Source organism: Paenibacillus sp. FSL R7-0333, from assembly GCF_038000365.1.
Lineage (GTDB): Bacteria > Bacillota > Bacilli > Paenibacillales > Paenibacillaceae > Paenibacillus_AQ > Paenibacillus_AQ silagei.
This window is the reverse complement of sequence record NZ_JBBOBZ010000001.1, coordinates 1,804,676-1,826,848: the sequence shown is the minus strand read 5'-3', so window position 1 is coordinate 1,826,848 and position 22,173 is coordinate 1,804,676. Positions and strand designations below refer to the sequence as shown.

Genomic DNA, 22,173 nt, shown 5'->3' with positions numbered 1-22,173 from the left:
CTACTTGCGGTCCAAAGCCAGCTTGGCCAGACCCAGTGCGCCCGACAGACCGGCATTATCTCCAAGCTGCGGAGGCACAATGTAGCTGCCAATCTCTTCATTGAGCGCCGGATGCTGCACATATCCGCCGAGCAACTCCTGCAGCTTGGCATGGATCAGCGGGAAGAGCTGGCTCTGCTTCATCACACCGCCGCCCATTACGATCTTCTGCGGCGAGAGGATCAGCACATAGTTCATAAGAGCATGGGCCAGATAATGGGCCTCCATTGCCCAGGCCGGATGATCCGCAGGCAGCTCGCCCGCCGGCTTACCCCAGCGCTTGCCGATGGCCGGACCTGCTGCCAGACCCTCCAGGCAATCGCCGTGATAAGGGCAGAAACCTTCGTAGTGGTCCTCGGGATGACGACGGACCAGAATATGGCCCATCTCCGGGTGGGACAGCCCGTGAACAAGCTTCCCGCCTACCACAGCACCGGCACCAATCCCGGTGCCCACCGTGATATAGAGACAACTGTCCAGCCCTTGCGCTGCTCCCCAGGTGTACTCGCCCAGCGCTGCACCGTTCACATCGGTATCAAAGCCGATAGGAACCTGGAATTGCTCCTCCACGGCTCCCACCAGATTATACCCGCCCCAATGCGGCTTAGGTGTGGTTGTAATATATCCATAGGTGGGGCTGCCGATAACAGGATCAATCGGTCCGAAGGAACCGATCCCGATAGCCTCCACTGATTTTCCGCTGAAATAATCCATTACCTGGCCCATAGTCTCCTGAGGAGTGGCTGTCGGAAAGCTCACCCGGTCGATAATCGTCCCGTCCTCATTCCCGATCCCACATACAAACTTCGTTCCCCCTGCTTCAATCGCTCCCAACAATTTCACTGCAGCGTTCCCCCTTCTCCTGATGCATCCATATGCTGTTACTTCTGATAATTTCGATAGACTCCTGAGATACGATAAATACAATGATAGTTTCCTGCGCTGGAACTAGCCGGTTGACCAGTCCGAGCGCATTAATGAAGCGTTCTCTTGTCCTATTATACGTGGCTCTTAAAAGTATGACAAGCGGTTGACATATAGTATAAAGAAGTGGTTTGCTGATGTGGCTTAGGCTGGATTGAACGGAACGGGGGATAGTTGGATTTTCTACACTTGCTAATGAACGAATAGCCGATGCTAGAACAACAGTTGGAAAAACAACACTTAATGTTGCCCATTTTAGCCCAAGTAGCTAAAAGCAACATGAATTGATGTTGTTTTTCCACTTATCGCCACACATTTCGTTAGAATTAATAATTTAAGATACGTTATTCCACTTGTTGGTTGCGGGAGCCGGGAACATGCTGCTGCACAGCCTGTTTGCGGCCACGATAGGTCCGGCAGGCTGCTACAAGCCGGGCTGCTGCCGGAAGATGGGAGGCCAGATGGATATGCGCATAAGCAGCCATGATGCTTCCTCTGATGTAGCCTTCCGGCTGGCTGCCCCCTCTGCCCTTACTCTCGTAGGCATAGGTCCGGGCTGCCCCCTCAGGATAGCTCATGATGGAGTAATGAAATTCATGGCCGCGCAGACGCTCGCCCTGCTTCAGCAGCAGACAGTCGTGAAGTGCCGTAACTTCACGATACCCGAGTGCCGCCCGGCGTTCCTGCATCACGGTATGCGCCGGAATGATTCCGGCCATCTCATGCACCGTGCCGGTGCGGTCGGTCAGACTGCGGGCCAGCACCATATAGCCGCCGCACTCCGCATACAGCGGCATTCCAGCGTCTGCAGCAGATCTCAGGCCGCCGAGGAATAGCTGGTTCGCGGCAATCTCCGCCGCGAATTCTTCCGGGAATCCGCCGCCGATATAGATGCCGTCCGCTTCCGGCGGAATGCCTTCACCGCTGAGCGGACTGAAATACACCAGCCTCGCACCTTCACGTGCAAGCAGCTCCAGATTATCGGCGTAGTAGAAATTGAACGCCGCGTCCCGGGCTACAGCAATGACCGGGGCAGGCTCCGCCGGGCCTGCCTGTGTCTTATGTATCATCGGCGCAGCGGATTTACAAAGTTCAGCCTCATATGGAACTGGGCGAACTTGCTGGTCCGGCGTCTGCTCGCAGGCAGGCACAGCTTCTTGCTCCGCCGCCATAAGCTGTGCCCTCATAGCAGGAGCGGCCGCGGCAAGCTCCAGCAGCCGCTCCAGATCCGTGCCTTCCTCCAGCCTATCGGCGGCACGCTCGAACAAAGGCGCAAGCTCCCCGCGCTCCACAGCGGGCAGCAGGCCCAAATGCCGCTCCGGGATGTCCAGCCCGCTGTCGCGGGGGAGCCAGCCAATCACGGGAATCCCGCAGGCTGCTTCAATGGCAGCCTTAACTAACCGGTAGTGACCCTCGCTGCCGCAGCGGTTCACCAGAACGGCGGCAATCTGCACCTGCGGCTCCAGCTGCCGGAAGCCCAGCACTATCGCCGCGGCACTGCGCCCCATGCTGCGGACATCGACCACCAGCAGCACAGGGCTGGCGGTCAGGATGGCGATCTCCGCCGTGGATCCGGTCAGTGCTGTGTCTTCCTTGCCGTCATACAACCCCATCACGCCCTCAATGACGGACAGGTCAGCATCCGCCGAAGCCTGCAGGAAATACTCCTGCAGATAGTCGCTTGAAGTCATCCAGGAGTCCAGGTTACGCGAGGGATGGCCTGTGACCGCAGTGTGATAGGCGGGATCGATATAGTCAGGGCCGCATTTGAAGCCCTGAACCTTCAGGCCCCGCCGGGCAAAAGCGCGCATCAGCCCCAGCGTGACCGTTGTTTTGCCCGAGCCGCTGCCTGTGCCTGCGATGACCAGGCGGGGATGCGCCAGCGGCTCACGGGGGGCTGATCCAGGCTTTTTTTCATATCCGGCTGCATTCCTCAGCTCATTCACCGCTCTTCCACTCCTTCTCTCCGGGATAGACAATCCGGGCTACGGCGATGGTCACATTGCCGCTCTTGAGCTTAGGCTGCAGGAGCGAATGCGCACCTGAAGACAGCAGCGCAGCAGGTTCACAGACACCGTAAGCCCCGGTTGCCCTGAATACCACCTCAGACGGATGGTCCAGCTCTACTGTATTGAGCTGCTCCGGGGTGTACAGAACCAGCTCCCAGCTGTATTTGGCGCACAAGGCCAAGAGTCCCGCTTCATCCCCCTTGATCCCGGCTGTAGCCACATTCCGCACACTATGGAGCGACAAATTAAGCTCGTGCAGAGTGTGAAGGACCACGGCTTCCAGCTCTTCCGCAGACGTCCCGCGGTTACAGCCGAGTCCAAGCACCAGACTGCGCGGGCGATACACTACAGTGTACTCGGCCAGAGTAGTATCTGCCGGTGCGTCCTCCTCTGGTTCCTCCGTCACCCGGTCGCTTACCACAATCGCTGCGCTGAAGCTGCGTCCGCTATGCCGAAGCTCAGCCCTGCTTGCGAACATAGAGACATGCTCTGGCACCTCAGCACCCGGCGGCAGCCAGTCACGTTCCCCGCTCTCCTGCACAAAGGCTACCGGCTCCCCGTTAACGAGCGCAGCACTAACCCCCTTCATGGAGGTGAAGCTATCGGCACGCCAGCCGTACTCCCGGCCCAGCAGATCAACAGCGAAGGTGCCCTGCACATCCGAAGCCGTGGTGATCACCGGATGGCTGCCCAGCAGCTCTGCAATCTCCAGTGTCAGCTTATTCGCTCCTCCGAGATGGCCGGAGAGCATGCTGATGACATGCTCCCCGCGCTCATCGATGACGATGACGGCAGGATCGGTTCTTTTATCCCGCAGCAGCGGAGCCGTCAGCCGGACTGCCGCCCCCAATGAGAAGAACAGAATGACCGCCTCATAGCTCCCGAAGAGCCTAGGCAGCAACCCTCTGACCGGTCCGTCAAAAACAGTGATCTCTCCGCTCCGTGCCTCCAGCTCTCCGCTATACTTGGCATAGACAAAGACCTCAGTCCCGCCAAGCCGCCCGCCAAGCTTCACAGCCAGCTCTATCCCGCTGCGCGTAATCGCAACAGCCGCATACCGCTTACTCACCGGAGCCAATTCCTTCCCTGCAGCCGTGGGTGAAGGTCTTGTCATACAGCTTGGAGCGGTGCTGATCGCGGTCCGTCAGCCCGGGGTCCAGCGCCCAGCCGGCCAGGATCATGGCATGCATGGTGATGCCAGCACCTTGCAGGTCCGCCTCCAGCTTCTCAACCGTGGTCCGCAGAATCTGCTGATCGGGCCAAGTGGCCCGCTTCACGACCGCCACCGGGGTCTCCGGGCTCCAGCCTGCGGCCAGGAATTCACTGCTCACATGACCGGCCAGTGATGCACTCAGAAACAGCGCCACCGTGCAGTGATGCTCCGCCAGCTTGCGCAGCTGCTCGCGCTCCGGCACGGGTGTGCGCCCTTCCGCACGGGTCAGAATGACCGTCTGCGTCAGCTCCGGCACGGTCAGCTCTGCGCCAACCGCCGCCGCCGAGGCAAAAACCGAGCTGACGCCCGGTACAATCTCGTAAGCGACGCCGCGTAGCTTCAGCAGTGACATCTGCTCCAGAATCGCGCCGTACATGGCGGGGTCTCCGGTGTGGACGCGGGCTACGCTTTTACCGGACTGCACGGCAAGCGTCATCAGCTCCACCTGCTGCTCCAGATCCATGCCCGAGCTCTGAAGCACCTGCGCACCGGGCTTAGCGCTGCGGATCAGCTCCTCGCTGACCAGCGAATCCGCATACAGCACCAGATCTGCCGAGCGCAGGATACGGCTGCCTTTTACCGTGATCAGCTCCGGGTCACCCGGTCCGGCACCTACAATGTATACCTTCGACGCAAGCTCCGTCATTTGCTCACCACCATTAGACTCAGGTACTCCACTTCCTTGCCCCGCAGGTCCCGTGCATCGCGCCAGACAGTCTCATAGGGGGAGGTGACCTTGGTTACCACCGAGGCGCGGCCGGACAAGCCCAGCTCCTCCAGCACATCCAGCACCACATCCAGCACCTTGGCCACCTTAAGGAACACCACCGTATCATGATGCAGCAACGCTTCTCGAAGCGCCTCCCTGTCGTCCGTAGCCGGGATGATCCCCACCCGCTGATTGCCGTCTGCCAGGGGCTGCTCCAGCGCAGCCGCCGCGCCCAGCACCGAGGATATTCCCGGAACCGAGACGACCGGCACACCGGGGTGCAGCTCCTGCATCAGCCGGGCCAGATGAATGAAGGTACTGTAGAGATTAGGATCGCCTTCGGTCACAAAAGCCACATCCCGCCCCTGTCTCAGCTCTCCCCAGCACAGCTCTACCGTACGGGTCCAGCCGCCAGCCAGCAGCTCCGGGTCCTTCGTCATCGGAAAGACCAGTCCGAGCATGATTTTGTCCAGCGGGTCTACATGCAGCTCAATGATTTCATAGGCGTAGGATTTGCCGCCCTTCTTGGTTGCCGGGTAGGCAATCACCGGACATTCCCGCAGCAGACGGCAAGCCTTAAGCGTAATCAGCTCCGGGTCGCCGGGGCCAACGCCTATGCCGTATAACGTTCCGAGCGCCCGGGGAGTCAGTCTTTCCTCCAGCTCCAGCTCTTCTGCATCCAGTGGGTCAAATAACGCACTGGCAACCTGTATCGCTGCTTCTGTCCACAGCGTACCTGCCGCTTCTCCTGACGTTATTTCCTGTCCCTCCACAGCCTGCTCACGCGGCTCAGTTACATCGGTCTTCATTGCGGGTTCCTCCTTCGTTATTGTCAGATGATTAATGAAGCCTCCGGCCGCTGACCACATAGACGGGATTCATTCCGTCGAACCGGGTCATGCCGAGAATCGGCTTGCCGCGCGACGCCTGAAGCATCGTCACCTCGCAGGCCAGCCCTGCGGCCTTAAGCGCCTCCATGCTGCCATGCAGCGTCTCCACCGTGATCGCCCCAACCACAATCCGGCCCTCCGGGCGCAGTCTGGCGGCGCTGTGCGCAATAATGTTCGCCAGCTCCCCCCCGCTGCCGCCGATGAAGACGGCATCCGGGTCAGGCAGAGCGGCCAGGCCCTGCGGCGCCTTCTCCTGAATGATCTGGAAATCCGCCCGGAACTTCAGACGGTTCGCAGCCATGTTCGGCAGGTTTTCGGCACTTTTCTCCAGCGCGTAGACCTTCCCGAGTCTGGCGATCCGCGCGCATTCCGCAGCCACCGCACCCGAACCGGAGCCGATGTCCCACACGACTGCATCCTCGGACAGGTTCAGCTCCGACAGCACCAGAGCGCGGACCTCGCGCTTCGTAATCAGGCCTTTCTCCGGCTTGCGCTGCCGGAACTCCTCATCCGGATAGGCGAATCCGCGCCGCACGGGAGCGGAGACCTCCTGCTTACGGCGCAGGATCACGACATTAAGCGCCGCGAACTCCCTGGTCTCCATTTCCTCCAGCGTCCAGAACCGGCAGATCTCCTCTGCGCCGCCAAGCTGCTCGCAGACAAACGCCTCATATTCCACCATCCCGAACTCCTGCAGATAAGCGGCAATGACCGCAGGGGTGTTGTTCTCGTCTGTCAGCAGGGCGATTTTGTGCCTGCCGTCGATACGCTGGGCCAGTCCCTGAATGGGACGCCCGTGCAGACTGATCAGCTCAGCATCCTGCCAGCTGTCCCCGAGCCGCGCAAACGCAAGCTGCACGCTGCTATAATGGGGGATCACCTCCACATGCTCCGGTCCGAACCTGCGGACCAGATGACCCGCAATCCCAAAAAAGAACGGGTCCCCCGACGCCAGCACCACTGTCCGCCGCTCACGCCACACCTTCTCCAGCTTGTCTGTAAAAGGCTTCAGCCCGCCTTGCAGAACGATTTTCTCCCCTCTGTACCTGCTGAAAAAATTCAATTGCCGCTCGCCGCCCAGCAGCACCTCGCTATTGTTCACTATGCTTAAGCTAGCCGGTGTCAGGCCGCCGGCGCCATCCTCACCGATCCCGATCACATAAATCAGGTTATCCATGAACCTCCGCCCTTCCCAGCACCCGGCCCTTCATTGTAATGAGCACCATTTCTACAATCATGCCTCCGTTCATATGCGCCAGACTCTGTTCACAGGCATGCCTGCACAGCTGCTCGAAAAAAGTGTGATTCCCCGCCTCAGTCATCATATCCACGACCTGTGAGGCTGTGTTGGCGGCAGCAATCTCCTGCACCTGCTCAGGGGACGCTCCCACACCCGCCGCAACGGCTGCCAGAAATCCGAAATCGACAGGCGCGTTCTTGGAGTGAATCAGCATGGCCCCCTGAGCCACCTTGGAGAATTTGCCGGCCATCCCGACGAAGGTAACCTTGCGAATTCCGTAAGCCTTCGCATGCTCCAGCGAGAAGCCCACATATTCCCCCATCTGTATAAAAGCTTCCTCCGGAAGCTCAGCGAACATCGCGATGGCGTATTTCTCGCTGCTGCCGCCTGTGGTGAGCACAACCTGCCGGTTCCCCGCCGCAGCCGCCACCGAGATAGCCTGAACCACACTCGCCTTATAGGCCTCGGTGGAGAACGGCGTCACCACGCCCCGCGTGCCCAGGATCGAAATGCCGCCCAGAATACCCAGCCGGGGATTCAGCGTCTTCAGGGCAATGTTCTCGCCTTCCGGCACGCTGATGACTACCCTCACCCCCCGCGCTGCACCGTGCTCCTCCAGCACGGCGGTTACCGCCTCTTGAATCATCCGCCGGGGCACCGGATTAATCGCCGCCTCTCCCACGCCCACCGGCAGGCCCGGCTTCGTCACCCGGCCAACACCGCGGCCCCCGTCAATCTCCACGCCGGGCTGATCCCGCCAGCTCACCGCCGCCTCGATCCACGCCAGATGCGTCGCATCCGGGTCGTCTCCGGCATCCTTAACAGTGGCACAGCTTGCCGTGTGTGTTCCTGTACGCTGCCAGCCAGTCAGCTCAAAGGTATGACGGAACCCGGCCGGCAGATCAATCTCTACCGCAGGCAGGCTCTCCCCTGTAATGAGCAGGGTGGCCGCACCTGCGGCTGCCGCGGCGGCACAGGCCCCTGTCGTGTAGCCCCTGCGCAGCTGGGGAGCAGGGGGCGCTTCTTCGGAATCGTGATCGGGCGATCCGGGATCGGGCGATTGTGCGAACTCAGGCCCAGCAGACTGTTGTACACGATCACCCTCCTGCTCGATCTCGGGGCGGCTGGCTTGCTCCGGTTGCTCAGTTGCCTGATCGAATCCGGGCAATCCGGGTTCGATAGCCTGCTGTACCTGCCCAGCCATCTGCTCGATCTCGGAGCCGGCTGCGTGCTCCAAACGTTCAGCCGCCTCTGCGAATTTGGGGCCAGTCGCTTGCTCTACTTGCCCCACTTGCTCCGCCCCTGCCTCACCGCTTTCTTGGCTCCGGTTCTGCCTGACGGCGTGACCGGGTATTTCCTTGGTCATGGCAATCCCTCTTTGCTGTTGGTCTTAAGAATAAATCCTCAGAATCTGAACAATCTGCACATCGCTGAAGCTTATCCTCTGAGCTTTCGCCCTGGGCAGGTAACCTGTCTTACTCTCTATATAACCTGATTATACTGATGCTTCTAAGCAAATCAGGAGATTTTTATACAAATTCTGGATCCATTGCACTTTGTACATTAGTTAAACCCCAAATCCGCCAAAAAAGTGATTCTGCTGCATTTTGTACATTAGAATTTGGCGGGGGAGGTGTTTTGGAGCTATTATCCACAAATCAAGTGTATGAACTACAGTAGAACCGGATTTCAACTATAAAATCACGAATTCTGTTGTACAGAATACTATTAGAACTAAAGAAGTAAATAATTTGAGATAGTTGTATTCTGTACATTTAAAACCCGCAAAAAGGGAGGATTTCCTCATCTAACTGTAATCTGTACAACTATATCTGCCCAAATCAAGGAGAACACCGATTATAGAAAAGTTTAATTGCACGTTTTACAGCTAAATGGCTATTCACTCGTACATCAGAGCATTTAGTTGTACAGAGTGCGATTAAGCATACCACTTGCACCTTAATCGGGATATGGACAACTCACCAGCCCTACGCTTCAGCTATCTGATTCTCTGATCAAGCTACCCCAGCTCACCCGCCGCCCGGCGGACGGCCAGCAGACTTAGTGCGTTCACTGCGGCGACCACGATTGTACTGCCCCCTTTGCGGCCGATATTGGTGATGTAGGGAATATCCAGCTTGCGCAGCTCATCCTTGGATTCCGCCGCAGAGACGAAGCCAACGGGCATGCCGATGACAAGTCCTGGCTGGGCGGCACCTGCTTTTACCAGACGGATTAGCTCCAGCAGGGCAGTCGGCGCGTTGCCGATGACATAGATTCCCCCCGGTGCCTGGGCGCAGGCCTTGCGCGTTGCGATAATCGCCCTTGTGGTTCCCAGCGCCTTCGCCTCGTCCACTACATCAGGATCTGAAATATGTACCCGGACCTCGCCGCCGTACCGCTGAATCCGCTCCTTGGCAATGCCCGCGTCCACCATCCGCACATCCGCTATAATCGGCTTGCCCTGCAGAATGGCGTGAATCCCCGCCTCAATCGCCCCGGGATGGAACACCAGGCTGCGCCCCAGCTCAAAATCAGCCGAAGCATGAATAATCCGCTGTACAATCGGGTACTCGAGTGCACTAAACGAATGTTCACCCAGCTCCTCCGTAATCATCTGAAAGCTTAGACCCTCTATCTCCTGCGGCTGTACGGTCACCGGCTTGAACTCTGTCCCGAAATCCACATTCATCCCTCTTCCCTCGTCATTAGCAGCGCATGCTTCACAGCAGCCGTAATCTCGTCAAAAGAATCAAACACCGTTTCGCCATCCCCGAAGGACAGTCCCGGCCGCATAATCAAAATCACATATAACCCCATATCCAGCGCGGCATGCAGCTTCTCATCCACCGAGCCCTCGGCCCCGCTCTCCTTGGTAATCATCACCCGGGTGCCGTACTGCCGGTATAAGGCCTCATTCATCTCTCTGCTAAAAGGGCCCTGAAGCGCAATAATATTCCGCTGCTCAATCCCAAGGGCCAGGCACTTCTCCAGATTCTCCAGACAAGGCAGCAGCCTTACGGTCAGCCGGATATCCGGATCTCCCAGCAGCTCCTCCGCAAAAATCTCCAGCGTTTTGCCGCCGGTAGTCAGCATCACAGAGCCCTTCAGCTCCTTAGCCTTGCGCGCAGCCTCTTCATAGGAATGCACAAGCAACAGCCGGGGATGACTGTTATAGATAAGGCTCTGCCGCTCGTAGCGGAAGTAAGGCAACCCCAGCGCAGCAGCAGCTTCCATTGCATTAGCATGGGCCTCCAGCGCAAAAGGATGGCTGCCGTCCACCACGGCACGGTACCCGCCCGCTTGCAGCAAAGCGATCATCGCCGCGCGGTCCAGTCTGCCGACGCGGGTGCGGATGCCTGCGGCCATAAGGCGTTCTGCCCCGCTGGGCGTCACCACGCTGGCCTGCAGCAGCAGGCCTTGGCGCATCAGACTCTGTGCCAGCTCCCTGGCGTCGCTGGTGCCGCATAACATGAAGATCATCGCGGCTGACGAAGCGCCTGATCGTCTGCCGGAGCCGCCGCCTCCGTTACATCATGCTGCCCATGGCAGTGATGCTCATGCGCGTGATGCGTGTGCCCATGTTCATCATGCCTGTGATGCGCACACTCGTGATGCCCATGCTTCCCATGACAGTGATGCCCGTTTCCATGCCCAACATCTTCGTGTTCATGGTGCCCGTTTCCGTGCCCCTCATGATCGTGACGTTCATGCCCGTGATGCGCACATTCGTGATGCCCATGTTTCTCATGGCAGTGATGTACGTGTCCGTGCTCTTCATCTCCATGCTCATGGCGCCCGTGTCCATGTCCCTCATGACTGTGATGCCCATGCCCGTGATGTCCATGCCCATGCTCCCCGTGCTCCTCCTCACCATGATGGTGATGGTGGTGATGGTGCAAAGAGGCTGCATCGCGGTATTTGCAGTTATCGCAGTTGCTGAAGGCACGCCCTTCCAGCGTCTCCTCGATCCGCTCTGTCAGCATATCCACCAGCAGCGGATGTGCACCCAGTGTGCCGCCGATCTCCACTTCAAGCCCGGGATGCTCAGCTGCGAATTGCGCCACTCTCTCTGCGAACTGCTGCATTAGCACTCCGGTGAACAACAGGTACGGGAGAACAATAATTCTGCGCGCACCCAGCGCCAGACAGCGCTCAAGCCCGTCCGGCAGCGACGGCTTGGCGATGGCAATGAAGCAGCTTTCCACGCTGCGGTAGCCTGTTCTCTCCCAGAGCAGCCGGCTTATTTTATACAGATCGCTGTTGGCATCCGGGTCACTGCCCCCGCGTCCCATCAGCAGCACGATAGTATCCTTATCCTCTATCGTAGATGCACCGTTCCCGCGCAGGTCCAGGTCCATTCCGCCAGCCACCTTCACCTGCAGGAGTGGAACTCGTTCTGCTTCCTGAATCCGCTCCAGCAGAATATCGACGGCACGGTCCTGCACCCCCAGCGGACGCCCGTAGATGAACTTCACCCCGGGATATCTCTGCTTGGCTTCATCAATGGCCATTGGAATATCGAGCTTGGAATGCCCCGCCGCGAACAAAATAATCGGCACTACGTATATCTCCGCCGCACCGCCCTCAATGCATCTGGCAATTCCGCCAGCGATGGAAGGCGAGGCCAGCTCTATGAAGCAAGTCTCAACCTTCAGCTCCGGCTTACGGGCTGCGAGCAGGCGGGTGAATTCCAGCAGCTCCTCATTTCCCGCTTGAACCCGGCTCCCGTGTCCCACCAGTAATACCGTTCTCATCGTCTGCACTCCTTCTTTGCTGTTATCGTTATCGGATGTATGGGCTGCACTCCCTGTTGCGCTGTCCATCCGTTCCCGGAACGCATGATACCGCTCCTGCTCCCGGCCATGAGCCCTGTAGTCCTCAACTGCGGCAGCTACAGCGGCTACCGCTTGCTCTTCGTCCATCCCTTCACGCACCAAAATCCCTGCATGGGCACCCCGCCCGGCCTTCTTGCCGCCGAGATACAACTCATAGCTGCCGCGCGACATTACCAGTCCGATATCATCCAGCACAGCGGAGCTGCAAGCCATCCCGCAGCCGGCTACACTGATGTGCAGCTCTCTGGGCACAGCCATTCCATGCAGCAGGGTGTGGAGCCGGACAGCAGCACTTAACGCTCCGCTTCTGCGCAGCTCACAGAATCCGCAGGTCTTCACCTTCACGTAATCTCCAGGTGTACTTACATTCAGTCCGGCCTCCAGCAGCCTTGCTCCTGCCTCTGCCTCTTCATTCCGGCTGCCGCGCAGCAGGAAATATCCGTCCTTCGTATAGATCAATTGCCCATCGCTGCCTGCAAGCTCAGCCAGCAGCTTCATCTGATCGCCGCTGAAGCTGCGGCTGCCGGTTACGGGAGCAATCCCCAGCTCGAAGGAAGAATCGGTTGATGCCTTCAGGCGACCGGACAAGCTCCGCAGCCGCTCCACCTGCGGAGCAGCAGCCAGGCTCTGCGCAGCAGCCTCTTCCATTCTCACTGATTCCGCTTCTCTTCCTGATACAGCAGCTTCCCTTCCTGCAACAGCGGCTTCTCTCCCCGCATCCACAGCTTGTGCCGCTCCAGCTCCAGCTGCCCCCTCTGCCTGCCCGGACTCCGCCGCAGCCAGCGACCACGGCTCTGCGGCTGTGCGCAGCCGCTCGTGCGGCTTCAGCGTCTGCGTCTGTGCCCCGAGACTGTACTTGCGCTCATATCCGCGCGGCGTAATCATAAGATCCTCATAGACAACGGTAGCAGAGTTGCCGACCACTACGGTTGAGAGCATGCCGATCTCATGCTCCAGCATCTCCTGCAGCGTCGTTATGACCGTCTGCTGGCGGTCACGATAGGCGCTTTTGACAATGCCTACCGGGGTAGCCGGATCACGGTAACGGAGCAGAATGCCCCGCGCTTCTTCAATCTGGCGCGTCCGTCTGCCGCTGCGCGGATTATAGAACGCAATGACGAAATCTGCCGCCCCCGCTGCTTCCACGCGCGCAGCAATGCTCTCCCAGGGCGTAAGATGATCGCTCAGGCTGATCGTGCAGGAATCATGCATAATCGGCGCTCCAAGCAGCGAGGAACAGGACTGGATCGCCGAGATTCCCGGGATCACCTCCACCTGTACCCCCTCTGAGCGGTTCCAGCCGCGTTCGATCAGCACCTCGTAGACCAGCCCGGCCATTCCGTAGACACCGGCATCGCCGCTGGAGATTACCGCAATTGTCTGCCCTTCTTCTGCTCTGCGGACGGCCTCCTGGGCCCGGCTGACCTCCTCGGTCATTCCCGTGCCGACAATCTCCTGATGCCGCAGCAGCGGTCTGATCAGATCTACATAAGTGGTATAGCCGATGACCGCCTCACTCTCATCCAGCGCAGCCAGTGCGCGGCCGGTAATATGCTCCAGCGCTCCGGGGCCGAAGCCGATAATCAGCAGCTTTCCTTGTTTCTTCATTCTTCTTCCCCCGTTCATGAATAGCTGTGGTTAAGCGCAAGCAGCTTATACAGCTTCACCTTGAATTCTCCGGCGGTGCGGGGAGCGCTCTGCCCTGCGGTCAAGCTGGCAGGCAGGCTGAACCATAAGTCAGCCAGCAGCGGCAGTCCCAGCCCGATGGACAATAGCTCTTCCCGTCCCGCAAAAATCTCCTCCGGCGTCCCCGCCGCCCGGCATCTTCCATGCTCCAGCACAATAATCCAGTCCGCCCAGCGGTAGGCCAGGTCCATATCATGCGTAGCCATAACTACGGTTGTCCCTTTATCATGTATGGCTTCAAGCCCCTTCAGCATCTGCGTTTCCGATAACGGGTCCAGATACGAGGTTGGCTCATCCAATAGAATCAGCTCCGGCTCCATAGCCAGTACACCGGCGAGTGCCGTGCGTTTCTTCTGGCCCAGACTAAGCTGGTGAATCGGTTTATCGCCCAGACCGGATAGATTCAGCAGCTCCATGACCTCCCGGCAGCGCGCAGCGATAGCCGGTTCAGCCATGCCGCTGCCGCGCAGCCCGAACGACACATCCTCCAGCGGAGTGCTGAGGATCAGCTGCTGCTCGGGGTCCTGGAAGACCAGGCCCACTTTCCGCCGCAGAGCGGCCAGCTCTTTTTTGGAGTAGGATAACGCCTTCCCTCCTTGCACAACCGTCCCCTGCTGCGGGCGCAGAATGCCGACGGCATGCAGGAACAGCGTCGATTTGCCCGAACCGTTATGACCGAGCACCGCCGTCTTGCTGCCTGCGGGGATGGAGAACGTCAGTTCATGCAGGGCAGGCTCCTTCGTATCCGGGTAATGGAACACCACTCCGTCACAAGCCAAGCTAGATTCCTGATCCATGGGTGACTCCTTTCATGTGTTAGTGATAAAGTACGCCTCAGCCAGCAGCAGTAGCGCAATACCGGCATAAGCCTGGATTGTATAGCGCCGCGGCACAGGACGCGCCGTATAAGGCGGGAGAATAATCTCATCTGTGAATCCGCGGGCCAGCAGCCCCTGCGATAATCCGTAATACCGGTGCATCGTGTTGCCGAACAACGCTCCTGCCATAGCCGCAGTCTCCCGCATTCTGGCCTTGTAGCCCCGGCGGCCTCCGCGCAGCCTGCGGGCCAGTAGCAGACCATGCGCTGCATCACTCAGCAGGAATAAGAAGCGGTACATAATCAGCATCAGCTCCAGGACAATCTGCGGCATCCGCAGCCTGCGCAGCACCTGCAAAAGCTCACTGAACGGAGTCGTAAACATCAGGAAGAAGAAACAGCTCATGCAGGCAGAGATTCTGGCCAGCAGCTCCCCTGCCCGCTGAAGTCCCGCTGCTGTGACATATACCGGCAGGTTCAGTCCCGGAAGCGGGAATATCCCTGCCTCTCCCGCAGCCGGATGCCCGAATTCCACGAGCAGCGCCGGTACGCTAAGCGCATAGAACAGCAGCGCTGTGCCGAACAGCATGCCATAAGCACGCAAGGGAATTCGGGCCTGCAATATACACCAGGACATCATCCATAGGGTAATTGCAGCCTGTAGTACCGGATGTACGGTGTAAGAGAGCAGGAACATCAGGGCTGCGAACGAGCTTTTCCACATCGGGGACAACTGGCGCAGAGCATTATTGTAGGAGAGAACGTCAATCCGCCGGATCACTTGCTGCTATGCTGCTTCGTCCCGCCTTGCTTGCCCTTGAGCAGCCCCAGGGTATAACCGATTACACCGGCACCAATCGCGGCCTGCAATGCAAACAGCATACTCTCCGTCTCACCCGGCAGCTCGGTCAGCGGCTTGAACCACGGCTTATAGTCAGGATTCATTTCGGTAATCACACCTTCAGCCGCATCATCGGCCCCGCCGAATTCCCCATTAACCAGCAGCAGCGGCAGAATGACCAGCAGAATAACAACCAGCAGCATCAACCCATTTTTCCATTTATTGCTCATTAGGCTCTTCCTCCGTTCACCTTGCGTTTCAGAAGCGACAATTCATTCGGGCTATACGATTTCAGCCAGTTCCAGAGCAGTACCGTCAACAGCCCTTCACTGATGGCCAGCGGGATTTGCGTCACGGCAAAGATGCCCCCGAATTTGAGAAAAGATGCCAGCACGCCGCCATCCGCCGCCGGAAAAGCCACCGCCAGTTGGAAGGAAGTCACTACGTACGTACTCAGATCAGCCACCGCAGCCGCACAGAACAAGGCCAGCTTCTCGCGGTCCGGCATTTTCATCATCAGCTTATACACTGCATAGCCGGCAAAAGGACCCGCCACCGCCATCGAGAACGCATTGGCCCCGAGCGTAGTAATCCCCCCGTGCGCCAGCAGCAGCGCTTGAAACAGCAGGACAATCGAGCCGATTACGCTCATGGGCAGCGGCCCCAGCATTACCGCACCTAGTCCGGTACCGGTGGGGTGGGAGCTGCTTCCGGTCACGGAAGGCATTTTGAGCGCAGACAGTACGAAGGTAAACGCCCCGGCCAGACCCAGCAGCAGCTTCAGCTCCGGATTCTCCCGGGTCATGGCTCTCAGCTTGAAGATTCCAAGGACAAAGAACGGGATAAACGCCGCCCACCAGAACACCGCCCAGCCAACCGGCAGGAATCCTTCCATAATGTGCATCGCCCGGGCCGTCCCCGGTTCGTTCAGCATAAAGTACACCGTAAATCCGGCAACCAGTGCCGCAAAGCTCCACCATCTGTGCTTTTTCATTTGTCACCCTCCATGTTTGTTGATTTCCCATTACAGATCATAAAGCCCAAAAAACCCACCCTAAAGGGTGGGAGTGTATGTACGCAGGCAAGTTCGATAGAGCGCGCAGCCGCTGCCAAGCGAAACAAGGTGCTTCTCATCGTCCCATCACTATGGGCCGTGTCCCCTTGTATCCCGCAGCTGTAAGCCGGGTGTCATCTCTAAGATTCCAAGATTCCTCCGGTCCATCAGGGCAGAACGCCTCTTCTCATTAACCTATCCGTACACCGCTCCTATCCGCGTAGAGTCGTGGTGTGCGTCGACAAGGTAGGTCTCCTGGCTTGGAATACAGGCGCCGCAGACTTCGTCTTCCCCGGGGCTTCCCGAGTGACCTCATGAAGTGCAGCTCTTCCATACAGTGGCGGGACCGCTCGGGAGTTGCACCCGATTCCCTGTTATCCCTTGCCGCTTCCGGCAAGAGCACCTTGTTTCATCGCTAATTCATCTCACATCATAGCGGACTCGGCTCAGCGTGTCTGTGATATAAATTGGAAAAGCTGCCTTCAGCCAATCATGGCTTGTAGAAATTTTATTTGAGTAATATAATTATTAACTATATAACCTGAACGTGGAGGCATCCGATGAAACTTGATCTAACCGAACAATCCCTGCCCGTGTACGAGGCACTGTCCAGTACCGTGCGCCTGCACATGCTGCGGCTGCTGTCCGAGAAGCCCATGAACGTGAAGGAACTGGCCGCAGCCCTCAAGCTCAGCAGTGCGATTATGACCATGCATGTGCGCAAGCTCGAAGCCGCCGGGCTGATCCGCAGCCATATGGCTCCCGGCAAAAGCGGTCTGCAGAAGATCTGCACACTGGCCGCCGACGGGGCAGAAATTGTTTTTCCGGGACAGGCCCGGACTCCGCGCAGAGGGTACCGCAAGGACATTCCGGTGGGGCATTATTCCGACTTCCAGATCGAGCCTACTTGTGGACTGTCTACGACGGAGAGGGTCATCGGACACTTTGACGATCCCCGTTATTTCTGGGACCAGGAGCGCGTGAACGCCGGGATTCTCTGGTTCGGCAAGGGGTTCGTCGAGTATAAAATCCCGAATTTCCTGCTGTCGAGCCAGCAGCCGGAGGAGCTTGCCATCACGATGGAGATCGCCTCCGAAGCCCCGTCCGTCAACAACAACTGGCCGTCGGATATTACCTTCACGCTGAACGGACAATCGCTCGGCTTCTGGACCAGCCCCGGTGACTACGGAGATAATCCGGGAAAATACACCCCGGCCTGGTGGCCTGCACTCACCAATCAATACGGCCTGCTCAAGCAGCTGCGGATTACGCAGACGGGCACTTTCATGGATGGGCAAAAGCTGTCGGAGGTCACCCTGGATCAGGTAGGCATCCGCAACAAACAATGGACCTTCCGGCTCTCTGTCGAGGAGGATGCCGAGCACATCGGCGGCCTCACCCTGTTCGGTAAAGGCTTCGGCAATTACAACGAGGATCTGGTGTTTGAGCTGTTTTATACGGATGGTGTGGCAGATTTGCCGGGTTCTATATGAAAGCCAGATTAGGGTGTGTAGAAGGTAGGTAGGTAGGTAGGTAGGTAGGTAGGTAGGTAGGTAGGTAGGTAGGTAGGTAGGTAGGTAGGTAGGTAGGTAGGTAGGTAGGTAGGTAGGTAGGTAGGTAGGTAGGTAGGTAGGTAGGTAGGAGAGATAGATTAGTTAGATTAGTTAGACTAATTAGGTTAGTTTTCGTTTCAGCTACTTTTAGAGCTAATACTCCTCATTTCTGCTTAACGCCCACTTTCGGCCGATTCAGGTGCATTAGTGCTCTTCATTTCCGCTCAACGCTCACTTTCGGCAGATTCAGGTGCATTAGTGCTCTTCATTTCTGCTCAACGCTCACTTTCGGCAAATTCAGGGGCATTAGTGCTCTTCATTTCTGCTCAACGCTCACTTTCAGCAAATTCAGGGGCATTAGTGCTCTTCATTTCTGCTCAACGCTCACTTTCAGCAAATTCAGGGGCACTAATGCCCCTCGCAACATCCATCCAACTTCTAACCGCACTAATGGGATTTATCCCTCTCATTTCCTCCTCCAGCCCACTTTCCACCGCATATGAGAGATTTATCCCTCTCTTTTCCTCCTCCAGCCCACTTCCCGCCGCATTAGAGGGATTTATCCCTCTCTTTTCCTCATCCAGCCCACTTTCCGCCGCATTAGAGGGATTTATACATCTCATTTCTTCTTCAAGCCCACTTCCCGCCGCATTAGAGGGATTTATCCCTCTCTTTTCCTCACCCAGCCCACTTCCCGCCGCATTAGAGGGATTTATCCCTCTCTTTTCCTCCTCCAGCCCGCTTCCCGCCGCATTAGAGGGATTTATCCCTCTCTTTTCCTCATCCAGCCCGCTTCCCGCTGCATTAGAGGGATTTATCCCTCTCATCTCCTCATCCAGCCCCCTCTCCTCCACAACGCAAAAAAGCCCCTCCAACCGCCGCATTGTGCAGGTTGGAGGGGCTATCGGTGATCGGTCCGTCTCTTATGGCAAGAGCGGCTTCTAGCCTATCTTTTCGCCTGGCTCCTTGCCGTTAGGCGTGGGCCGTCATTCCGTCACCGGCTGCCACTTTCCGCCGCCCGGCAGCGGACAGCTACGGGCCTTCAGCCGGGCCACGACAGGGATGATACAGCCGCAGGCGGTACAGGTCACACCATCCTGCAGCTTGGGGCAAGCCCCGCAAAGCGCAAGCCGCTCGGCATAGACCTCATCGGAAGCCGAATTACCGGGATTGAACATGGAGGACGCCAGAATGCGGGCAATCTGTGCTTCCGTGACCTTGTACTCCTCCCGGCATCCTTTGCAGGCTGAAGTGGTTGTCATCCGGTTCTCTCCTTAGGCTTGTGGAGTGATGGCCAGTACCGTTACCGACATTGGCGGCAGCTCTACAGTCAGCGTATCCCCTTCAAGCTTGAAGGCGCTGAATGCCTGCGGTGTTACAGCTTCCGGCTGCTCAAAGCTATTGTGGGCATCGATGGAAGCTCCGGCCAGCGTTGTTCCGCTTACAGATGCTTGACCAGCCAATCCGCGCAGGGCAAGCGGTAACACAGCCGATGACGCGTGATTCAGGTTACACAGGCTGACATGAATGATGCCCTCAGCATTGACTGAAGCCGAAGCCGATACTTCAGGAATCTCTACGCCTTCATAGCTGTATACCGGGCTGTCTACAGTCAGCTCCAGCAATTCTGCATCTTGATGCACCTTGTACATGTTGAATACATGGTAAGTAGGAGTCAGGAGCATTTTCTCGCCTTCGGTCAGAATAACTGCCTGCAGCACGTTCACGGTCTGGGCAATGTTCGCCATCCGTACACGGTCACTGTGCTTGTGGAAAATATTCAGCGTCAAGCCGGCCACCAGCGCATCGCGGATCGTGTTCTGCTGGTAGAGGAAGCCCGGGTTCGTACCCGGCTCAACATCATACCAGGTGCCCCACTCGTCAACGATCAGGCCGACTCTTTTCTCCGGATCGTATTTGTCCATGATGGCGATATGGCGGGTAACCAGCTCATCCATGAATAGTGCCTTCTTCAACGTTGTGAAGTATTCGTCTGTTCCGAAGCCTGTAGCCGCGCCCTTATGATTCCAGTCCGAATTAGGCAGGGTGTAATAGTGCAGGGTAATCGAATCCATGAAGCGGGTAGCTTCCCGCATCAGCACTTCCGTCCAGTTATAATCATCCGAATTCGCACCGCAGGCGATCCGGTGGATCTTGTTGTCTCCATAGTTACGTACATACGTCTGATATTGGCGGTACAGATCAGCATAGAACTCAGGACGCATGTTACCGCCACAGCCCCAGTTCTCGTTGCCCACGCCGAAATACTTAACGCTCCAGGCCTCTTCCTGGCCGTTCTTCTGACGCAGCTCAGCCATTGGCGAGACTCCGTTGAAGGTCAGATATTCCACCCACTCGGACATCTCTTGAACAGTTCCGCTACCTACGTTACCGTTGATGTACGGCTCGCAGCCCAGCATCTCGCAGAGGAGCATGAATTCATGTGTACCGAAATGGTTGTTCTCTACCGCGCCGCCCCAGTGTGTGTTGATCATCCGCTTGCGCTCTTCGCTCGGGCCGATACCGTCCTTCCAGTGGTATTCATCGGCGAAGCAGCCGCCCGGCCAGCGAAGTACCGGAATTTTCATTTCCTTAAGCGCTTCCACTACGTCGTTGCGGATACCCTTGGTGTTCGGAATAGGGGAATCTTCGCCCACCCAGATGCCTTCATAGATACAGCGTCCAAGATGCTCAGCGAAATGTCCGTAGATGTTGCGGTCAATCTTACCTTTGCGGATGTCGGTGTTCAGTACAATGCGTTCTGCCATGGGAAGTTAACGCTCCTCTTTAGATTAATATATTTGTTAATCATTTAACACTTATATTAACATTATAATCAAGCTTCCTCTAGTTCGTCAATCTTTATCTTAAGCAGCCCCTCCCGCATTCCCGCATTTCACTTCCCCGCCAAAAATGATATTATGGACACACAAATACAGCATAATTGGAGAGTATGATGATTAGACCTATCAATAAAGATATATCGCTTCTTAGCCAGAAATCTGCGCCGGCCACGGAAAAGGATCTGCCCGTGTTAATGGATCTTGTGGAGACCCTGAACGCCAACTCCGACCGGTGCGTCGGCATGGCTGCGGACATGATTGGCGTCAACAAACGCATCATTGCCATCCGCGTGGAGCAGCAGCTGACCCTTTCGATGATCAATCCGGTGATCGTTAAGCGCACCCGTCCTTATGACACTGAGGAAGGCTGCCTGTCGCTTGAAGGCGTACGCCCAACGAAACGGTACGACTACATTGAGGTAGAATACCTCGATTATAATTTTAAAAAGCACCGGGATAGCTTTACCGGATTTACAGCGCAGGTTATCCAGCATGAGGTGGATCACTGCGAGGGTATTGTCATTTGAGCCGGGACCTGAGAGCGCTAACCTTCAGTAAGACGGCCGCCGAGCAAATTCTGAGGAATGAGACCGATACCCGCACGCTTTTGTCAGAATATCCGGAGTACAAGGAAGAAGTGCTGCTTGAGATCAATGCCCTATCGAGCCAAAAACGCGCCAAGCTGATCCAACATTTACTCGCCAGCTATACAAGCAGCGCCAAAATAGCGAAGAGCAAAATTGTCAAAAGCGGCTTTAATCAAACCACCATTAACGCTTTTCTTCCTAATATTATTAAAGCCCGCTTCGCCATTTATCTGATTGAACAGCTGCAACTCACGGTGTCCACCGAATCAGTCTCCGGGCCTGTCCGGTTCAATCTCTGGGACGGTTATATTCTGCAGAAGCTCCTGTTCAAGGAAAAGCTTGTACGGAAGCCCGTATCGCTCCCTCTGTTCCGGGTATGCTGGAAGCTGATTATCCGCCCCAAAATGCTGATGCCGCTTGTCAATAAACAAGGGATCTACTGTTTCTATTCCCGTACGTTAATCAAGCGCTTGTCCGCTCTGATAGGAGACAAGGAGTGCCTGGAGATCGGTGCGGGTGACGGTACCTTGACGAGATTCCTGAACGATAACGGCACAGCCTGCCGGGCAACTGATGATTATAGCTGGGCGCATTATATCACCTACCCGGATTTTGTGGAAAAAGCCGATGCCAAAGCCGCTCTGAGCAAATACGCTCCTAAGGTTGTACTTTGTTCCTGGCCGGTGCCCGGCAACCCGTACGAGAAACATGTTTTTAATACGGAATCTGTAGAGTCGTATATTGTAATCGGCACAAGAGACCCGGCGATCACCGGTGACTTCGACGCGTATGATAAGGCTAAGCATTTCAGCATGGAGCTGAATGAGGAATTATCCCGCCTGCTTGTGCCGCCCTCTGAGGACAATGCGGTCTATCTCTTCACACGCAAACAAGACAGTACACACTCACGATAGGTGAGTATCTACTGTC

At 57.0% G+C, this 22,173-nt stretch carries 19 protein-coding genes, 2 pseudogenes and 1 riboswitch; of the genes and pseudogenes, 3 read left to right on the top strand and 18 right to left on the bottom strand.

The genetic code is table 11. The features are described 5' to 3' along the window. The 15 genes and pseudogenes from MKY86_RS07485 to MKY86_RS07420 all read right to left on the bottom strand — a co-directional run bounded on the left by MKY86_RS07485 (position 1) and on the right by MKY86_RS07420 (position 16,200). Complete coding sequence (locus MKY86_RS07485; protein WP_076079761.1) at positions 1–882, bottom strand: ROK family protein; 882 nt, start codon at positions 880–882, stop codon at positions 1–3. A gap of 425 nt (positions 883–1,307) precedes the next feature. Continuing rightward, on the bottom strand, positions 1,308–2,846 hold the full coding sequence (locus MKY86_RS07480) for a cobyrinate a,c-diamide synthase (protein WP_083685247.1): 1,539 nt from the start codon (positions 2,844–2,846) through the stop codon (positions 1,308–1,310). 55 nt (positions 2,847–2,901) lie between these two features. Continuing rightward, a complete protein-coding gene (locus tag MKY86_RS07475; RefSeq protein WP_076079759.1) occupies positions 2,902–4,041 on the bottom strand; it encodes a cobalt-precorrin 5A hydrolase in 1,140 nt (379 codons plus the stop codon). Further along, on the bottom strand, positions 4,034–4,831 hold the full coding sequence (cobM, locus tag MKY86_RS07470) for a precorrin-4 C(11)-methyltransferase (protein WP_076079758.1): 798 nt from the start codon (positions 4,829–4,831) through the stop codon (positions 4,034–4,036). Before cobM ends, MKY86_RS07475 begins: the two co-directional genes overlap by 8 nt. Then, complete coding sequence (gene cobI / locus MKY86_RS07465; protein WP_083685224.1) at positions 4,828–5,703, bottom strand: precorrin-2 C(20)-methyltransferase; 876 nt, start codon at positions 5,701–5,703, stop codon at positions 4,828–4,830. The genes cobM and cobI overlap by 4 nt, the downstream gene beginning before the upstream one ends. 31 nt (positions 5,704–5,734) lie before the next feature. Further along, the gene (locus tag MKY86_RS07460) at positions 5,735–6,961 is read right to left on the bottom strand and encodes a bifunctional cobalt-precorrin-7 (C(5))-methyltransferase/cobalt-precorrin-6B (C(15))-methyltransferase (protein WP_076079757.1); all 1,227 of its coding nucleotides are present in this window, start codon (positions 6,959–6,961) and stop codon (positions 5,735–5,737) included. Next, the gene (locus MKY86_RS07455; RefSeq protein WP_445669930.1) at positions 6,954–8,138 is read right to left on the bottom strand and encodes a cobalt-precorrin-5B (C(1))-methyltransferase; all 1,185 of its coding nucleotides are present in this window, start codon (positions 8,136–8,138) and stop codon (positions 6,954–6,956) included. Before MKY86_RS07455 ends, MKY86_RS07460 begins: the two co-directional genes overlap by 8 nt. Before the next feature lie 906 nt (positions 8,139–9,044). Then, positions 9,045–9,710 carry a precorrin-8X methylmutase gene (locus tag MKY86_RS07450; protein WP_076079756.1) on the bottom strand — a complete coding sequence of 222 codons (666 nt, stop codon included), beginning with the start codon at positions 9,708–9,710 and terminating at the stop codon, positions 9,045–9,047. A gap of 2 nt (positions 9,711–9,712) precedes the next feature. Then, a complete protein-coding gene (gene cobK / locus MKY86_RS07445) occupies positions 9,713–10,507 on the bottom strand; it encodes a precorrin-6A reductase (protein WP_076079755.1) in 795 nt (264 codons plus the stop codon). Further along, a pseudogene (locus tag MKY86_RS34140) lies at positions 10,504–11,745 on the bottom strand (sirohydrochlorin chelatase); the annotation flags it as partial. The gene cobK and the pseudogene MKY86_RS34140, both read right to left, overlap by 4 nt. A gap of 87 nt (positions 11,746–11,832) precedes the next feature. Then, a pseudogene (gene cobJ / locus MKY86_RS34135) lies at positions 11,833–13,470 on the bottom strand (precorrin-3B C(17)-methyltransferase); the annotation flags it as partial. A gap of 14 nt (positions 13,471–13,484) precedes the next feature. Beyond that, a complete protein-coding gene (locus MKY86_RS07435; protein WP_076079753.1) occupies positions 13,485–14,345 on the bottom strand; it encodes an energy-coupling factor ABC transporter ATP-binding protein in 861 nt (286 codons plus the stop codon). A 12-nt stretch (positions 14,346–14,357) separates the two neighbouring features. After that, positions 14,358–15,146, bottom strand: coding sequence for a cobalt ECF transporter T component CbiQ (gene cbiQ / locus MKY86_RS07430; protein ID WP_076079752.1), 789 nt, complete (start codon positions 15,144–15,146; stop codon positions 14,358–14,360). Then, on the bottom strand, positions 15,143–15,436 hold the full coding sequence (locus MKY86_RS07425; protein WP_036722466.1) for an energy-coupling factor ABC transporter substrate-binding protein: 294 nt from the start codon (positions 15,434–15,436) through the stop codon (positions 15,143–15,145). Before MKY86_RS07425 ends, cbiQ begins: the two co-directional genes overlap by 4 nt. Continuing rightward, positions 15,436–16,200, bottom strand: coding sequence for an energy-coupling factor ABC transporter permease (locus MKY86_RS07420; RefSeq protein WP_036722468.1), 765 nt, complete (start codon positions 16,198–16,200; stop codon positions 15,436–15,438). The genes MKY86_RS07425 and MKY86_RS07420 overlap by 1 nt, the downstream gene beginning before the upstream one ends. Positions 16,201–16,488: 288 nt before the next feature. After that, a riboswitch (cobalamin riboswitch) is annotated at positions 16,489–16,682 on the bottom strand. A 138-nt stretch (positions 16,683–16,820) separates the two neighbouring features. Between MKY86_RS07420 and MKY86_RS07415 the strand changes: the two genes are divergently transcribed. Further along, the gene (locus tag MKY86_RS07415; RefSeq protein WP_076079751.1) at positions 16,821–17,753 is read left to right on the top strand and encodes an ArsR/SmtB family transcription factor; all 933 of its coding nucleotides are present in this window, start codon (positions 16,821–16,823) and stop codon (positions 17,751–17,753) included. A gap of 437 nt (positions 17,754–18,190) precedes the next feature. On the opposite strand, the gene MKY86_RS07410 is transcribed toward MKY86_RS07415, so the two are convergent. The 3 genes from MKY86_RS07410 to MKY86_RS07400 form a co-directional block, all read right to left on the bottom strand. Beyond that, positions 18,191–18,667 (bottom strand): hypothetical protein, encoded by a 477-nt coding sequence (locus tag MKY86_RS07410; RefSeq protein WP_340826678.1) that lies wholly within the window; start codon positions 18,665–18,667, stop codon positions 18,191–18,193. Between the two features lie 132 nt (positions 18,668–18,799). Further along, positions 18,800–19,075 carry a DUF6171 family protein gene (locus tag MKY86_RS07405; RefSeq protein WP_076083743.1) on the bottom strand — a complete coding sequence of 92 codons (276 nt, stop codon included), beginning with the start codon at positions 19,073–19,075 and terminating at the stop codon, positions 18,800–18,802. Between the two features lie 12 nt (positions 19,076–19,087). Continuing rightward, positions 19,088–20,581 carry an alpha-N-arabinofuranosidase gene (locus tag MKY86_RS07400; protein ID WP_076083740.1) on the bottom strand — a complete coding sequence of 498 codons (1,494 nt, stop codon included), beginning with the start codon at positions 20,579–20,581 and terminating at the stop codon, positions 19,088–19,090. A 185-nt stretch (positions 20,582–20,766) separates the two neighbouring features. On the opposite strand from MKY86_RS07400, the gene MKY86_RS07395 reads away from it, so the two are divergent. Continuing rightward, a complete protein-coding gene (locus tag MKY86_RS07395) occupies positions 20,767–21,183 on the top strand; it encodes a peptide deformylase (RefSeq protein WP_340826677.1) in 417 nt (138 codons plus the stop codon). Beyond that, positions 21,180–22,157, top strand: coding sequence for a hypothetical protein (locus tag MKY86_RS07390; protein WP_340826676.1), 978 nt, complete (start codon positions 21,180–21,182; stop codon positions 22,155–22,157). Before MKY86_RS07395 ends, MKY86_RS07390 begins: the two co-directional genes overlap by 4 nt. Positions 22,158–22,173: the final 16 nt, after the last annotated feature.

What these genes read in the sequence shown, in the direction of transcription:
- cobM (WP_076079758.1), bottom strand. Translation starts at nt 4,831, where the DNA reads ATGACGGAGCTTGCGTCGAAGGTATACATTGTAGGTGCCGGACCGGGT.
- cobI (WP_083685224.1), bottom strand. Translation starts at nt 5,703, where the DNA reads ATGAAGACCGATGTAACTGAGCCGCGTGAGCAGGCTGTGGAGGGACAG.
- MKY86_RS07460 (WP_076079757.1), bottom strand. Translation starts at nt 6,961, where the DNA reads ATGGATAACCTGATTTATGTGATCGGGATCGGTGAGGATGGCGCCGGC.
- cobK (WP_076079755.1), bottom strand. Translation starts at nt 10,507, where the DNA reads ATGATCTTCATGTTATGCGGCACCAGCGACGCCAGGGAGCTGGCACAG.
- MKY86_RS07435 (WP_076079753.1), bottom strand. Translation starts at nt 14,345, where the DNA reads ATGGATCAGGAATCTAGCTTGGCTTGTGACGGAGTGGTGTTCCATTAC.
- MKY86_RS07425 (WP_036722466.1), bottom strand. Translation starts at nt 15,436, where the DNA reads ATGAGCAATAAATGGAAAAATGGGTTGATGCTGCTGGTTGTTATTCTG.
- MKY86_RS07420 (WP_036722468.1), bottom strand. Translation starts at nt 16,200, where the DNA reads ATGAAAAAGCACAGATGGTGGAGCTTTGCGGCACTGGTTGCCGGATTT.
- MKY86_RS07415 (WP_076079751.1), top strand. Translation starts at nt 16,821, where the DNA reads ATGAAACTTGATCTAACCGAACAATCCCTGCCCGTGTACGAGGCACTG.
- MKY86_RS07405 (WP_076083743.1), bottom strand. Translation starts at nt 19,075, where the DNA reads ATGACAACCACTTCAGCCTGCAAAGGATGCCGGGAGGAGTACAAGGTC.
- MKY86_RS07400 (WP_076083740.1), bottom strand. Translation starts at nt 20,581, where the DNA reads ATGGCAGAACGCATTGTACTGAACACCGACATCCGCAAAGGTAAGATT.
- MKY86_RS07395 (WP_340826677.1), top strand. Translation starts at nt 20,767, where the DNA reads ATGATGATTAGACCTATCAATAAAGATATATCGCTTCTTAGCCAGAAA.